This window comes from Rubinisphaera italica, from assembly GCF_007859715.1.
Lineage (GTDB): Bacteria > Planctomycetota > Planctomycetia > Planctomycetales > Planctomycetaceae > Rubinisphaera > Rubinisphaera italica.
In genome coordinates, this window is the sequence record NZ_SJPG01000001.1 from 2,072,154 (window position 1) to 2,089,541 (window position 17,388).

A 17,388-nucleotide genomic window follows, 5' to 3' on the forward strand; every position below is an offset into this window, starting at 1 on the left:
TTCAAAGAACGTATTCAAGTTGTAATGCGGTGTGAAGACAAATGTCATCGATCATTTCCGGAGACCGTGTACATGGCCCAGAAATAAGGATGGAGATACAGTTCGATCTGATCTGATTTTCGCAAATTGTTCAGGAATTTTCGCTGAGCAAACGCAAGTGCAGTAGAAGGTTTGTGAGAGCTTGCCATTTGTTCAAAGACATCCTGCAAAATCACGGGAGCGGTACCATCGAAAACATCCCATTGTCCTGAGATCACAACCTGTCCACCATTTTGTAATAATGCTCGTTGCAAACCGAAAAGATCATCGCCCGGTAAAGGCGATCTGTCTGCCAAACCGGAATAACACGCACTCAAGATGATGATATTCGCATTCACTGACGATTCATAAATGTCTCTGGCAGTCAATTGTTCCTGATCGCGATAACAGAGTAAATGGCTGTTGAGTGGCTGGTCTGGTTCGTTCAAGCCATGTGTCGCCAGCAGCAGCAAACCAGGCCTTGCCATAAGTTGTTGCATCGTTTTCTTGTCAGCATTCTCGTCGAGGACAACCTGACGGACTCTCTCTTTAAACGCACTCTTAAGATTCGCAAGTTCCAGACTCACCCCTGGCAACGCTGGTGCATCTGCAAATTGTTGAATTCCCATTGCCCGCACGTTTTGAATTGGTGGCAGCGGGGTCTGTCCAAGAATTGCCCAGGATGTTAATGAAGGAGCATAAAGCAGGTCGAAAGGTCCATCGATAAAAAATTGTGGGCGTGGAACATTGTAAGGACCATTTTGAGTACGATCCATTTCTTGAACAAGGGCAGCAAACGGCAGATAATGGAGAATATGATGGGGTACAATCACGACTGTTTTTGAATTCGCAAGCGCAGGTCGAACAGACTGAGGGATCAGCATTTCATAGAGGGTCGATAATTTCAGCTGCCAGGAGTGATCGAAACCATTATTCCTTTCAATCCGCAGTCGCATCCGCTCACTTTCGCCTTCAATCGATTGAAGACAATCCTGAACAAAAAACACGAGTTGTCTTGGGGTGACTGACTGACCATTAGAATCCCGAACGACTGTTGAAGTCACCCGTCCGCTTGAATCAACCAGGAAGACATGAACGACCGAGGGGCCAATTCGATATACCAAAGCGGACTGTTCGGTAGGCCAATTCTCCAGAATGGATTCAAAACCAATCTCCTGCTGATTCAGGCCATCAGTAGAAATTCGCGATGCCATCAGCGCCTGCCGTAATGCCCCGGCTTTGGCGGTTTCGAGATATTCTAGAGCAGCCTTATGTTGCCCCTGATTGGCCAGCAATTCCGAAAGCTGTTGTGAAACATAGGCACGACGAGCGTGAAATCCAGCCTGTGATTGCCCCATCTTATCATCTGGTACGCGATGTTCCAAAAACTCAGAAATGACCTGTGATACTTTCAAATGGGAAATCGCCACATCCACCTGCTCTGGATTGTGTTTCGAATCAATTGCATGCAGAGCAATTGAACTAAGCATTCGCTGGATGCTTTCCACACCCATCAAAGAACCAGCTTCCAGATAGGCCAGTTGAGATTTTTGAGCAAATTCAAGAGCCTGAGAGTTGCCATTTCTTTTAAACGATATTTCTGCTTTCAATTCATAAATCGATGCCAGCAAGACCGGTTCCAATTTCGATGAGTCCATGATTTGATCGAGTTCGCTGAGGATCCTATCAGACTGATCATAGGCAGCAGTTTCCGCTAGCTGAAACTTTCGCTGTCCACCTTCTTCAACATCCATAGTGAAGATGATATCTGCCAGAACCAAACACAAACGAGCACGATTCAGCAAGACGGCGACTCGATCGTTTTGATCCATCTGCTGAGCTAGATGAGAGGCTTTCAGAAAATGATGTTCCGCCAGTTTCCAATGATACAATGCAGTGAAGAGAGGATTTTTCTCACCCGTAATTATTCGAAATGCATGATTGTGGACACAGTCGATTGTGTGATTGAGCAAAAAGCCTGCGAAATTGTTATGGGCACGAAACTGGTCTGAAAAACTAGAAGAAGATGCCAGTAAGGCAATCGCCTGCTGATATAACTTTGAAACGTCGCTTGCCTGTGAAGCAGAAAACTCCGAGAGGACGGAGGCCTGATAAAGCAAAGCCAGTCCATGACTTCGCGGCTCATTTTGTAATTCAGGATCTTTCAGTAACTCCAATGCTTCTTCCCATTCTCCAGAAAGCATTAAAGACCGAGCGGTATCAATCTTATTAATTCCAGTGACCTGAGCTTCAGCTTTCTGTTTAGTATCGACTTGCTGTAATTGATTGCAAACAGATTGTTGGACTTCCTTCAGGTGAGCGGTAAGTTCATTCTCTGGAAACTGATCCAGAAGATCGAGGACATCGGCTGGAAAAGCAATTGGTTGTTGCTCACCAAGGTATCCAGAAATTTCCGGCTGGTGCAGTAACGTCTGAGTTGCAAGTTCCAGATACAGACTTTTAGGAGCAGATTTCAGTTGCTCTTCGAGTCGATGAAGTTGAGCGTCGATATAACTGCGAACAGTTTCATCGACAATCGTGAAGTGGACTCTTTGAGGCTGTCCCTGAATTGCTAACTCGTATTCCCCAACTGGCAGACCCGCTTTCAGGTTTGGTGGGAGATCTGCGATTTCACTCCATTTAATGACAGCCTGACCTTCTGGAAGCATAATTCTCAATAGCAATTGATTTCTTTGTGAGATCTCCGCTGTATTTTCTGGATAAGAATCTTGGCCTTCTTTTGCTATTCGTCGAATGGTCAACTGTGAAGTGAGTAGGAATCCGTTGTGGGGCGTTAGAAAATCATTCGAGCCATTGCGATAGATTATTCGACCACGCAGTTGATCGATGATGTTTGACTGCAGACCTATCCCTGAACCAGGGGAACGTTCTTTACCCGAAGATCGATTCGCTGCATTTGCGAACGGATTCGAACGCATTGTTAGATTGACAGGTTTTGTCCACAACTGCTCTGGTTCAAGAATTGTCCAGGCTTCGGTTTGAACATCGTTCCAGACAACCATCGCTTGCACCGATTCAGGAGTGCGATATGTCCTCAATCGTGTTGCATCGACAGTCAGTTCAGCATGATCGTTTAGCGTAATGATCATTGCCTGTACGGGATCAGCCGCACGCGTCTCTGTAATAGTTGAGGAGAGGAATATGATCTCACAAATCAAAATCAGCCCAAAAGTATTGCAGTCATTTTGTAAACGTGAAAACACATTCATGAATCGTTGCTTATCATCGAGTGGATTTGGAAGTTGATTCTCATCGTCCCATGATTATCAGCTAGAGTCCAATAAAAAAACCGACTTAAATCATAAGTCGGTTCTTAATAATGTGCGAGTAGAAGCAATAAGATTTAACGTTGATAGGTATTAAAATATCGATGATGTGTTCCGAATCCAGCAACCGAACCTCTCCCTTGTCCAGAATTATCCCCACGCGTACCTGAAGAAAGCGATTGAAGGAGTCGTTGACGTTCTTCGGGAGAAAGAACTCGCTGAGGAGGCCCCTGAAAACGCTCCTGATCCGCCAACGCTCGCCCCTGCTGTGCTCCAATCGAGTAAAGGAAGATTAACTCCGGATTGTCCTGAATTTCAGGACCGATGAAAGCAAAGGGATTCGGAATCGATGGGGGCGAACGATAATAATCCTGTGCCTGTGCAATCTGGCAGAGAAATAACGCAGAGCCAGCCAGGAGTAATGGTATGGGAGTTTTCATTGGAAATCTCGTTTCAAATATTTACAGTTGATCATCACATGGAATTATCGGGTAATTTTCGCTCAGGTCAATTTATTTCTGTTGAACACTTCTGCTTCTTTTGCATCAGGTCGAGAAGTTTTGAACCAAAATGATTTTCATTATGTTTTAATTTGGACCACCGCTGGCTTTTTGAATGGTAATCACTGAAGTGCCACCACTGGTAACAGCCGCTGCACCATTGATAACAAATGTGAACACGCGATTGATTGGCGAAAAGACTTTGGCAATGTGATTATCCATGCGGATTAATTTGTCAGAGTTAATGTACAGGACATCGCCAGAGGCCAGTTTGTAGTTGGTTGTCATGTCTCCACATTGAGTCAATCCGAACCAGTCAACCGGCAATATCTGCTGCTGACCGTGACAATCCGTTCTCACGATCCAAATCTGATTTTTGTTGGAAGACTGAGGAAGGGCGAGTCGTCCTGCAACAGCTGCTTCAGCTTGAGCCAGTGCACTTAATGTCGTATCCGAACCTGTCAGCGGAAACTCCAGCACACTGGCTCCCAGTCCGGCATTATCGGCGATCACATAATATTGTGTGCTGTTGAAACCGAGAATATCGACAACAACCTGAGGAACTTTGGGTTCTTCGCCCGGTTTTGCCACACGTTGAAGGTATTCATAAATTTTTGCTTCAATCGCCATGGCTGCTTCGTCGACGGTCAAACCTTCCAGTAATACGCTTCCATAGCGCCCCAGACCGATAGTTCCATCAGGACGAACCAGTAGTTCGATACCTCCCTGAAATTCCAGCGGACTAACAGAAATACTCTCGTTAATAATAAAATCCACGCGAATAATATCTGGTGGACCAATGCGATATTTGTTTACGGAATCCAGATATGCCGTTTTCGATTGAAATTCGGCTACACCAGACCTGAATGGGATTGTCGGTCCTGGCAGCACTTCTGGTGTGACAGGCATTTTGCTGTCGGGTCGTGGAGTCTCTCCCGGCAATGGTAAATCGCCCAGGAATTGCTCATCGGAGATCAGCTGAATCTGACTCGATCCCGCATCATGATCAGGATTCAAAGCTGCTGATGGAAAATTCGTATTTTCTGATCGAGTGATCGCAGCAGTACGAAGAGCAGTCGCACAACCAGGACAAATCGAAAGCAGATAGGCAGCCAATGCGAGCTTAAACGTACGGATTCGATAATGGTTGAGTCGTTTAGTTGATGTCGTACTCATCACACTCGCTCACCCTGAATTCAGTGTCCAAAATATATTTGGCAGGAATCGTTTTATATCCTAGCGAGATAGAACGATCACAAGGGACATTCAAATGATCCCAGCGCAACCACCAATTACGATTCAGTCCATTCCCACCCTAGTGCATATTCAAAAATTAACTGCAGCGTTCAGCAGGAGCAAACACAGCGTGTTAGGACATTTGGTGCCCAAGCGACTGCAGAAACCATTTGAATATGGCTTGATCGTTATAATCGGCATTATCCGGACATTTGTTGAGATTCCTTAAATCGGATTAAACAAATACTCTCAATCCAAATGCAGGGGACTTCTTTTATCGAGGAGTCAAATTGATATCCAATGTCATTTTAATAAGACTAAAAAGCTTAAATAAATGATTTTATCTTTTAATCCATCTTATTAAACGATAGCTTGAACTGCTGGTCACCACCTCATTTGAAACTGAAAACTAAGGGCAACAAAATGTCAAAAAGCCAAATATTTTCTTCGGTATGCGCCCTCATGTTACTGACAGGAATACTCTGTTCTGCTTCGCATGCTCAGAAAAAAGAGATTTTTCTTCCCGTCCAATCGGATCAAGCAGTTGGGGCTTTAATTCCTTCAACAGGTCCTCTGGATTTGGATGCCAAACCCGAAAATGCCGATTTGCTCAACCAGGTTCGTCTTCCCAGTCGCGGCCCAGGAATGAAAATCTTTCCGAAATTGGCACCATCAATTGTTGTCGTCAGAACTGACGGAGGATATGGCACCGGGTTTATTGTCGAACAGGATGGCTGGATCTTGACGAACGAGCACGTAATCGCCAACGGTTCCATCGATCTCAATTCGGGCAGTCGATTCGCCTTCATCCATTTCGGCGATTTGAATGATGGCGTGATGACACTTGAAAAAAAGAGTTACCCGGCTCTGGTGTATGCTTCCAGCACATCGAAAGATCTGGCGTTACTCAAGTTATTCGAATTACCTGAAAAACGTGAACTCAAACCCATTCAAATCGCAGAATCAAATGCCATGCCCGGAAGTGACTGCATCACTATTGGCCATCCTTCTCGCGGCCTGTTTTGGTCGGTCCGTAGTGGAGAAGTTGTGGGAACCGGCCGCTATCCGCACGATTTGATTGACACAGTGATGCCTCAATTCTCAATGTCCGTTGATGCTCAGAAATCATACAAGCAATCCCTAAATGCATCCGAATCTCGTAAGGCTTTAATCTCCACTTGTGGAATCAATCCGGGTGATTCTGGGGGGCCGCTGGTCAATAAGGAGGGAGAGTTAATCGCGGTCAACTTTGCGATTCCACTGATTGATTCTGAGTCTCAAGTCAATTACGACAAATTCAGTTATCACGTTCATTTGGATGAAGTCAAAGATTTTATCAAATCCAAACCGGAGAAATCAGAAGTGTATCGTCCAGACTACTGGCCGCCAGCGACTTTCAGCACACTGACCGATCGCGACGAGGACGACATCTACGAATCCTGGGTCTTCAGCATAAAGGAGGAAGAAGCCAATTCTGGTGTCCTGTTTGATCTTGATAATGATACACCGTCTTCTTTTGCAGATGATTTTGTGGCAGGCACGGCGAATCGTGACGAGTTCGATTTTGAAGTCGCTGTAGTCATCAAGCCGGTTGCCCGCTGGCATTACGACCGTGACAATGATGGAGAGATTGATTTGATCATGACTGATATCGATGACAACGGAGTTAGCGATCTCACAGTGGCTAAAAAAAATGGCGTTTGGAAGAAGCTTGAAAATAAAGAGATGTCAGTTCTCGACACGGATCTCTTTCAGGATGAAAATATTCAACGCAGGTATCGTAAAATCGTGCTCAAACTTGAGGAGAAAGCTGAAACTCCACCAGACAAGAAACCTCGAAGGCCTTCTAAAGGGAACAGTTCTATTGGGGGACAACTCAAAGTTGACTAGTGCGTCATCGACAATGATTTGGTTCGAAGTTGTTAAAAACCACGACAGTGGAATGCGTTAAAGTGGAGTGCATTACAGTAATTTGAGGCTCAGGTCTATGCCCTGAAAGGACACTGGATATCAAATTGTCTCAACGAAGTTCCCATCCGGTACCTCATGACAGCTTACTATTGAGTTGAAAGTCCTATGAGAACTAATAACCGGATGATGTCATATTGGTCTAGTGTCATATTCACGGGCATATTGTTTCTTGTTGCGGTGTCGAGTTGTTTTGCTCAAAACGATACAGAGAATACTAATCCACCCAAGTTTGCTTTGTTGATTGGAGTTGGCAACTATCAATCCGAAGAGATAACAGATCTAGATGGTTGTCGGAATGATGTTGAGGCCTTACACGATGTTTTGGTGACCCGTTTCGGATTCGATTCTGATCGCGACATTATCACTTTGATTGATGAGCAAGCGACGGCTCTGGCCATCCGGCAAGCGATGCAAACTCTTGTTCAGAAAATTAAAGCATTGCCTGAGGATTCTCCAGCCTCTCAGGTTATTTTTCATTACAGCGGTCATGGTTCTCAAGTTTACGATCAACTCGAAGGGCCATTGGCAGATGAGCCAGAAGATGGACTGGATGAAACTCTTGTTCCATACGATGCTGTCGTTCAAGGAAGCGAAACGGACATTCGAGACGATGAACTGAATCAGTTTGCACAGTCGATTTGTGCCGATAATCGAACGCGTTTGTGGATAATTCTGGATTCGTGTCACAGTGGTACAGCTGCCAGAGGAACAACAAAGGTTAGACGTCTCGACCGTCAACTTAAACCAGTCCCCTCGTCTCAACATCAAACTGTCCAAAAATCGGAAACGACACTCCCGCAGAATGCTGTCGCACTATATGCCTGCCTGTCACATCAGCAGGAACCAGAATATCCCGATGGCGGCAAAACATTCGGCTTGCTCTCACGTTTTCTGGTTCAGGTATTGAATGAAAAACAGTCAGTTTCAAAACTCAGTTATGAGATGCTGGTCGATGAAATTATTTCCCGATATCGTCTTGATCACAAAACTATGGCTGCCCCAACCCCGCGTGTTGAAGGAAACTTACGGTCAATTGTCTGCGGTGCGGATCGTGAGACAGACATTCCGCAATATTGGATTACGTTAGCTGATGGAAATCGAAAAGATCAGGTCATCCTGAGGGCCGGTTCTTTACATGGCCTCTCCGTCGGTTCTTTATATCTGCTTTATGAACGTCCTGAACAAATCTTTGATCAGTCCGCAGAGCCGCTTTCGTGGCTTAAAGTGGTTGAGGTTGCAGGTACGACAGCTCGGGCAGAAGTCCTGCAACGTTTTGACGAGGAATTTGATTCCTTCCGACTGCCAGCATCATTTGAGCAAGGTTTTGCTGTAGAGCAATATCATCATTACGGAGATTACAAAACCTGCCTGCAATTGGAATTTGTCGAAACAGACTCAGGAAATATCGTAGCAGTATCAGCAGAAGATAGTCGGGTTCCCGAGTCGCTTCGGGAACTATTTAACACCAGTTCTGAATCAGAAACGAACTGGCTCAGGCCAGCAAGTCAGGGGGAGTCAGGCGATTTAATTCTCAGGATTGACGGCCACTACGCAGCTTTGTTTCCAATCACGGGTTTTAATGATGAAAATCAATCGCAACCGCAATATCGCACTTCAATCCCCTCGACACTTCGTGGGGGATGGGGCGATGCTGGCGAGCCATTTGATCTTAGAACTCCTCTGAAAACCTTACCCCAAATCAATCAATGTCTCAGAAGAATTACTCGAGCAAGGAATCTGATCCGAATTTCCGAAGAGAATCGCAGTCGCCAAAACAACACGCCCGCGGTGCGTTTGCAATTAGATCGATTGGCCGTCGAAATCTCTGATGGACAAGCTGAAATTGTTGGACGCTCCCCCTGGAATTCAACATCGGATCTGTCTCAACCTACATCCGATGACGTTGATCGAACAACAAGTCCTCTGATTGTTCAGGAAGACGATTATTACGACTGGAGTATCATTTCAGAGGAATCGGGAACTTCCCCCTATTACATTACTATATTACAAATCGATGCTAACATGGGAATTCAGACCATGCTGCCCTGGCAGCGGGGTGATCAGGCAAAACTCATCTATCCGGGTGAAACGCTGCAAATTGGTGGTTTTCAGCTTGTCAGTGAAACTGGTGAAGATGCCCGGACCGTGTTTGGTCCGCGCTGGACAATCCTGCTGGCGACACGAGAGGAAAATTATTTTTCAATGCTTGAACAGGACAGTCTGCCAAATTTAAGAAGTTCTGGTATCAATCCCCTTTCTTCTCATAAAGTCAAAAACAACTCCCCATCGTCTTTGGCAGAAATCCTATTGCAGGAAACCTATTTCGTGACACGTGGAGATCGCCCGCTATTCCAGCAAAAAACAAAACAATATGACACATCCTGGACCGTAGATATTGTGCAATGGATTGCCATGCCTCAGAAGAAAAGAATCTCCCAGGAATAACGTGCACGGGGTTATGATCGAGAAAGCCCAGTAAAATCCTTTTCCGTGTGTTCTCGAACCGAGGGATTCTCAAAACTCAGCTTCCGTTTGCAGGAAGATATCGTTGCTGCGGTTAATGGATAAATTGCTTAATTTTTTTGCCCGCTTGCTCAGTACGTTATAAATTCGTTGCAAATCTCAGACATTTCTGCTTGACTCGATATTACGATTTTCGGTTGAGACCAGTATTGTTTTCAAATCAACGTATATCACCTTCAATTTCTGCTGATAAACTTTCGTTTGTAGTTTGCCCTCCAACAGGACTTACAGACTGGGAACGATACAAAACGGGATTGTCAGAATCATGATAAAGCATTCGTTATTGATTATGAGTTTTCTCATGAATTCCGGAATGCTCGTCGCTCAGGATGAGGTTTCAACGCCGGAGACCGTTGGTGAAATTGCTCGCCTGAAAGATCAAGCGTATCAGTTTGAAGCTGAGGGAAAGACTCTGAAGGCGATTAAGTCCATGGAATCGGCAGAGAGGCTGATCCTCTCGGAAGGTCTTGATGAAGAGTTGCCAGATGTGCTCATTTTTTTGACGACACGTCGGATTCGGGAAGATCAACTCGAAGCCGCACGAGAATCGGCGTTGCGTATGTATCAGCTCGACACTGCCAAATTCGGCAAAGAATACTGGCGTACAAGAGCATGGGAGTCGGGGCTTAAATATATCGATGCTCTCAAAAAACTGGATGATCTTCCCCGTAAGCAGGTTTTGAAAGCAGATCTCCAGCTTTCAACTGTCAGTTCATTTATCTCCATTGGTGAGACGAAAGTTGCAGTCGACGCTTCGCGTTCTGCCCTCGAGGTAATTCGAGAACATCTCGGAGAAGAGATGACAGAATTTTCAGATGCTCGTGGCACACTTGGTAAAGCTCTTTACGCGGATCATCAGTTTCGGAAAGCGGAGCCACATTTGCGGTTTGCGATCAAGCGTTACTCGGAAATTTACGGTCCGGGGCATCCAAGTATGACCGATTTTATTGATGCACTCAGTGATATTCTTGGACATTACTCGGCTGAAGAAGAAAAGGCTGGTCACCTCGAAAAAGCTTTAGTCCATCAACGCGAAGTGATTGAGACGCTGTTACTAAAAGGAGATGAGTGGGCTAACGAATTGATTGAGCCTCGATACGACTTCATTCGCTTGCAAAGATTGATTACCCCGATACCACCCGCAAAAAAACAGGAGCTGTTCTCAGATAATTTCGAGGAAAACACGCTCAAACTCTATCAGACGAGTACAGAACTGACATGGAACCCAGGAACAATGACTGCCTCTGAAGTTACATGGGTAAGGCCAGTTGCTTCTGAAATCAGCACGGAAATGCGAATGAATTTCCAGATCTCTGGCGAGGTGACAAAAGGCCGTGGATATTTTCGCTGGGGATTCAAGCTTGGCCAGAACGCTGCTGTCTGGATCGGAATTCATCGTACGATGACAGGCGATTCTATCAAAGATGAATTGTGGGTTGAAGAATCGCAATGGGATGGAAAGCAATGGGCTTCTGGGGTGAACCGAACCTGGCACATCGAAACTGGAACCGCGAGCGGTCTTTGGACGACACGATTGGATCAGGGACTACTCAAAATCGAACACAATCAGAGCGAGGTCTACTACACATCCCTTTATAACAATTCACGAGAACCCGTGACTGCGATTCTTGGAAACGCTTTTCAACTCGAAGGTGATTATGACTCAATTGAAGTTCTAGGCATTCCACGAAGAGTGTTTACTCAAGATGAAGATCATGTCGATCAAGCTGCCGAATATTATATACGCAAGGAAGCAGAACCACTCAAAAAGGGTGATTACCTGAGAGCCTTTCAATTGAGGCTCATTTCATACCGCTACCGTAAAGCCATTTATGGCGAGCATCACGTTAAGCATGCCGATTCCGTTAAGGCGATTGGATACCTCTTGGATGTCCGGGGAGACCCCGAGGGCGCATTGTCGTTTTTTGAAGAGGGATTGGAAATCAATCGCCGTCAATTGGGAGAGTTGCATCCTGACACAGCTGCACTATGGAACAACCTGGCATACATCCATCAAAGACTCGGACACCCAAAAGAAGCAATTCCGATGTATGCAAGGTCTGTCAAAATAATGGAGATAACTCGAGGCGAAATCGATGAACTCACAGCCCAGTCACTCAGTAACCTTGGAAATGCAATCGGTGAAACAGGCGACAAGGCTTTAGCTCGAGAATATTTCGAAAAATCGCTGGCGATTCGAATTCAGGTGTTAGGTGAAGAAGCCCCCAAAACCGCAGATTCCTATGGGTTAATGGCTCAGTCGCTTGTTGAGATGGGAGATTTCAAGAGCGCGATCACTTACGCAGAGAAATGTTTGAAAATCCACCTGCGAACGCAGGGAGATCAGCATCCCGAGACGCTCAAAGCGAGATTGATCTTCTCAATCGTACTTCATCATAGTGAAAGAAATAGTGAAGCGATCGAGAATTGTAGACACGTTTACAATGCCTATCGAGAATCATTCGGCTCACAAAATGAAGTCACACGGAGAGCAGGACACGAGTTGAACACATTTCTAAAAAGTGCTCTAAAAAAATCGTTAGATGAAGGGAAATTTTCAGAAGTCGCTAAACTCACTAGTGATCAACTTGAACTCCGAACGGAGATGTATGGTTCCGAGGACTGGAAGGCGGTGAATCTCAGCAATGATCTTATGGAGTACCAAAGCATTGCAATGCTTCCTCATGCAAAACAGGTGCAGTTTAAGAATGCCCTGGAACAGATTGAAAAAGCCAAACAACAAACAGATAGGAATCAACATCAACTCGCCTGTGAATTCTACGTTGCCGCGCTAAAAGGTTTGTCTGAAACCATCGGTCAGGAAACTCGCTATTACGCATTAATGAATGCCTCTTATGGAGCCTCGCTTTCCAGAGTCGATAAATTTGAAGAGGCAATGCAGGCTTATTCTGAGTCTTTCAGTATTCTTGAACCGCTGTTAGGAAAGAAACATCCCGATTACAGTAACATTGAAATACAACTTGCCAGACTCTACATGACTCGTGGAGAACTCGACAAAGCTCATGATTATCTCAATCAGGGAAACAAGCGATATAACTTTTTAGAAGGCGACCTGAGTCTGATTAAGGATTTATCGGAATCCTGGCAATATGCGGCCTCTCTCCTTGCCAGGGCATATGAAGATGCCGGCGAATGGGAAAAGGCATTGGAGCTGGGACGAAATTCTATCTCTGTTCAAAAGAGCCTCTATGGAAATTCCCATTGGAAAACAAGAGATGCAGAACTTGCACTGCAGCAAACACAGGCGATGCAGTCTTTAGATCTGGAAGCATTGGAGGAGGTCAAGCTGGCCTATCGATTGTATAAAGATTCGAATACCGCAGAAAAAGATTTGAATTGGAAAAAATCCAAAGACTTACGTAAGCAGGCTTACGATCTGCTAACCAGGCACTTTGGCGTTTCTGATCCTCAAACTACGCTGCTTCAGTTTCAAATGGCTCGGTGTTGTGTCGCTTTAGATCAAGATCAGGAAGCTCAGGAATTGTTTTCAGAAGTGGCCAAATTCCGTGAAAGCTCTCATGGGTCAACTCATCCTGAAACCGCAGATGCTTTTTATATGCAATCTCACGCAGCCATGAAAACTGGTGATTTACGCACCGCATTGGTTGCCGCAAGGACCTCCCGAGAGATTCAACAAATTGCAGACATTACGAAAACGACGCGGTATGCCAGCACCCTCAACTCCATGGCTATCATCTGTCTGGAAATGAAAGACTATCAGGAAGCCACACTTCTGTTTGAAGAATCTGGACAGTTATTGAAGATAACCTCGGGGGTGAATTCTCAAGTCTACGCTCTCTCTCGCAGCAATCTGGCTTCGTTATACAAGATACAGAAGGATGCTCGAGCAACAGACACTTTGGTTGAAGCGATCGAACTTGTGCGCAAAGCGTTCGGCGAAGATCATCCAGAGTTTGCAGTCATGCTCGAAAAGGCAGCTAGCACTCAGGAGTCTTCGGAGAATTGGGATAAAGCCAGAGAGTATTATCAGAAATCTCTGGAGATCAACCAGCGTGTCTATGGTACAACGCATACATCGACATTGAAGGCAAAAGTTGGCTTGGCAAGAATTCTGGCCGAAACCGGAAACTATGATGAAGCGATTCGCGAACTCAAAGAGATCGTCGGGGTAATCGCAGACCAATACGGCACAAATCACCCCGATTATGCGGATCACTGTGAATCAGTGGCGGTTCGTCTCTACGCAATAGGCAATTCACAGGAAGCACTTGAGTATCAGTATCAAGCCCTCGATGCACGTGCTGAAAATTTCGCAAAAACAGCTTCCGTACAATCAGAACGACAGCAACTTCTGCTATCCTCACAACTCTTGAACAGTCTCCACAATCTGCTCCTCTTTGAAGCAGGGATGAAGACAGATCCAACTCGCGCTTATGAAAGAATTCTTGCATGGAAAGGAGCAGTGCTTGTCCGTCAGATGCAACGACGACTGGCAGTTGACAATGAAGAATTGCAACCCATTGTTGAAGAGCTTCAGCAGGTCACAAGATCCCTCGCAGCTCTTGAATCCGTCAGAGATGACCAGGAGACGCGAGAGTCTCGTCGGAAGGAACGAAAACGGTTAATTTCTCGTCGAGAAGAACTCGAATCTCAATTATCAATCCAGGCATCGCAACTGCTGAGCAATCAGGAGCAGGCGATCAGCGTGAATGATCTTCAACAACACCTACCAGAAAACTCGGTACTGGTCGATTATTTCGTCTATCGAGGCAGCGTAGCCACTGCAACAGATGACGGACGCCGTTTGGTTGCCTTTGTAGTCCCCTCCGCGGGAAAGATACAAAGAATCGAACTTGGCAAGGCTGATGAAATCGAAGCCGTAATTGACGAATGGCGTCGCGAAATTGTCCGTGGAGCGGGAGGCGTACGAGGTGACTTGAGAATCGGCTCTTCAACAAAAGACTCATCCATTCGTTCCCCTCAAACCGTTCTTCGCGAACGCGTTTGGGACCCAGTCGCCAAATACTTTGGAAACGCAGAAACGGTTTTGATTGCCGCCGATACATTTTTGACACGTCTACCATTTGCAGCTTTACCCGGAACTAACCCAGATCGCTATTTGATCGAAGAATTGCAGTTGGTTTACGTTCCAGCAGCCCAAATGTTATCTCACTCAGTCGACGCAAAAAATCAAGGTCAATCGACTGATAATTCATTACTTCTCGTGGGAGATGTCGATTTTGCTGCGCCCGGTTCCCGGGAAAACCAGCCTACGACTGATCAAGACTATCCACTGATTGCGTCGACACGGTCTTCAAATCATACGTTGCACGAATTCAGTCCACTCCCCGAAACGGCAGATGAAATCGATGTCATCAAACAACTATACTTAGTCACTGAGCCAGTCGAACGATTAAGTATTCTGAGAGGATCATACGCGACCGAGGGGGAATTGCGTCATCAGGTAGCAGGTCGCAAATACGTGCACTTTGCCACTCACGGTTTTTTTCGATCCGCATCGCAGGAGGCAATGAAGTCCGATGCAGATGAATCAATCATCAACATTCTACCGGGCCTCCAATCTGGACTCGCACTGGCGGGAGCGAATCGATCCAGTGGCTTTTCAATCAGTCAACTCTCCGCTGGAGATGATGGACTCCTGACGGCTATTGAAGTGGCAGAACTTGACCTCAAGCAAACTGAGATAGCAGTTCTTTCCGCATGCGAAACTGGTTTGGGAAAAATCGCAGGTGGAGAAGGTTTGCTCGGCTTGCAGAGAGCGTTTCACCTGGCAGGTGCCGACACTGTCGTCGCTACATTATGGCAGGTTGACGACGAAGCAACACGTGTACTGATGGTCGAATTCTATAAGAATTTATGGGAGAGAAAACTCGGTCGCCTGGAATCTCTCCGGCAGGCTCAGATCGCAATGCTGCGAGGTAAACTTCATCAAGTTGCTTCGCGGAATGATGAGATCAAAACCAATTCGATTCCACCACGATTTTGGGCCGCATTTGTGCTAAGTGGCGAATGGTAATTCTAAAAAATGCTGGAGTTAATGGATTCAGCTTCGTCGCCTGGCCTTCCGTATTCAATAAACCGCTGGCAGAAACAGAACTGGTTAAGGTCATTCTACGCTGATGCCTGTCATAACATTCCACTATTTTTTCCCGAGTTCCCAACAATTCATCAACCAATTCCTCAAGTCTTGCCACCATTTTGAAGTGTCACAATAATCCAGGCATGGACACGAATTCTCGAATGGAATATGGATACATTCATCGACTCAAAGAACTGGTATGTACTACAGATAACATCCAACTCGCTGTTGAGACAGGAGCCAAAATATCTTTACATCATATTTTGAATTTGTCTGATCAGAGCATATTCAAAAATTACCTGCAGCGTTCAGCAGGAGCAAACACATCGTTTTAGGACATTTGATGTCCATGCGACTGCAGATACCATTTGTAAATGGTCTAGAATGTGGTTCTGTCTCAGAGATGAAATATGAATCCTGTTCAGACATCTCAACTGTGAGTGCTGACAATCACAGAACACAAATAAGACTTCGGATACTGTTCTGATCAAGGGCGAGGCTATGGTTCAGCAGATTAACGTGGAATATTCAGCTGAGCAGGAACTCACCAACCCCAACGAACTTTCAAGGTACGTGCAGACCGAAATTAAGCAGCACATTAGCTCTCTTGACGACGTGCATGTTTCTGACTGGGACCTGCAGATCCGAATCTCGTCTTTCACGTTCGCTGGCAAAGTCAAAATGGAACTATCGGGAACTATCGACGACAAGACAGTTAAGGCGACTCTGCTCAATGTCAATAAGCGACCACATATGTCAGCCACCAAGGGCTACGGAACCTATGTGAGTAAACGTGAGTACGAACAGAGAAACGGAGCGATACTGGCGTTTGTCTGGTTCATCTGCGAGTTACTTCGAGGCACCGTTCGTTTTATGTTTCCGTCGGAACCGGCGAGGGCTGTTGGACGCTCGTTTTTCGTTGGTAGAGCTTTGCGATCACTGGATGATTGTCTCGCAGACATCCGCATTCTGATTGATGAGAAGATCGAACGCCCAGAATCCGGCGGACATGCTAAGCACCGGTCCGCATTCTGGACAGCATTGGTCACACTAATCGTCAGTCTCGCCGCCGCATTGGTATGGTTTGTCCTTGGAAGCGAAGGAGCAAATGACCCGACCCGGGGCATATTCGGATGTTTGTTGGTCAGCGGAGGGGCAGCAGGCGTTATCTATGGCTGGAATCTATTAATGATCCCGAAAAGATTCTTCCGTTCCGAAAAGAGCGGCCGAGAGTTTTTGCGGCGGTCAGGACTGGGAACATGTGGCTGTGCCGCAACTGCCGGGGTCGTCCTGTTTATTTGCTCGTTCTTATCTGCGGCCCTGGGCCTGGTTTTATTAATCAAGGCATGACATCTCTTTGATCGCTGCGGGCAAGCAGATGACTTTATACCCGCAAACAAAATAACATCTTCTGACATTTCCCGTTATTACTACATCCCGCTGCCCTGGAGTGTCCAGGCCGCCCAAAGCCTCGCTGGGGTGCGGCGTAGTTGCGTCTGTTTTGGAACATTGCCATTCAACTTCAGATCCCACGCAACAACTTTTCTTATGGCTCGAATTGAGTGAGGCCTTCAGTTTCGGCTGCGGTAGTATTGAGAAGTGGTTGAGAGAGGCTTCATCATTGGACTCGCAGTCAAAGATAATCTCATTATCCTTCCGCTGGTTGACAGGAATCGATCCATCAGCACATAATGATGAGGTGTGATATACAGAATGTCACACCTTATTAGACAGAAGTCAATTCTGTCTATCAATTAGTTATCGCATCAAT

7 protein-coding genes are annotated in these 17,388 nt (G+C 45.9%); 4 read left to right on the plus strand and 3 right to left on the minus strand.

From position 1 onward, the window contains the following. Positions 1-44: 44 nt before the first annotated feature. The 3 genes from Pan54_RS07750 to Pan54_RS07760 all read right to left on the minus strand — a co-directional run bounded on the left by Pan54_RS07750 (position 45) and on the right by Pan54_RS07760 (position 4,981). Positions 45-3,248, minus strand: coding sequence for a CHAT domain-containing protein (locus Pan54_RS07750; RefSeq protein WP_146502939.1), 3,204 nt, complete (start codon positions 3,246-3,248; stop codon positions 45-47). Between the two features lie 134 nt (positions 3,249-3,382). Next, positions 3,383-3,745, minus strand: coding sequence for a hypothetical protein (locus Pan54_RS07755; RefSeq protein ID WP_146502940.1), 363 nt, complete (start codon positions 3,743-3,745; stop codon positions 3,383-3,385). A gap of 147 nt (positions 3,746-3,892) precedes the next feature. After that, positions 3,893-4,981 carry a polysaccharide biosynthesis/export family protein gene (locus Pan54_RS07760; protein WP_146502941.1) on the minus strand — a complete coding sequence of 363 codons (1,089 nt, stop codon included), beginning with the start codon at positions 4,979-4,981 and terminating at the stop codon, positions 3,893-3,895. Positions 4,982-5,503: 522 nt separating this feature from the next. On the opposite strand from Pan54_RS07760, the gene Pan54_RS07765 reads away from it, so the two are divergent. The 4 genes from Pan54_RS07765 to Pan54_RS07780 all read left to right on the plus strand — a co-directional run bounded on the left by Pan54_RS07765 (position 5,504) and on the right by Pan54_RS07780 (position 16,967). Next, positions 5,504-6,931, plus strand: a complete 1,428-nt coding sequence (locus tag Pan54_RS07765) for a S1C family serine protease (protein WP_165441654.1) — start codon at positions 5,504-5,506, stop codon at positions 6,929-6,931. Between the two features lie 186 nt (positions 6,932-7,117). After that, a complete protein-coding gene (locus tag Pan54_RS07770) occupies positions 7,118-9,457 on the plus strand; it encodes a caspase family protein (protein ID WP_146502943.1) in 2,340 nt (779 codons plus the stop codon). A 379-nt stretch (positions 9,458-9,836) separates the two neighbouring features. Beyond that, entirely contained in the window at positions 9,837-15,554 is a 5,718-nt protein-coding gene (locus Pan54_RS07775; protein WP_165441656.1) for a CHAT domain-containing protein, read from the plus strand. Between the two features lie 564 nt (positions 15,555-16,118). After that, on the plus strand, positions 16,119-16,967 hold the full coding sequence (locus tag Pan54_RS07780) for a hypothetical protein (RefSeq protein WP_146502945.1): 849 nt from the start codon (positions 16,119-16,121) through the stop codon (positions 16,965-16,967). Positions 16,968-17,388 lie beyond the last annotated feature (421 nt).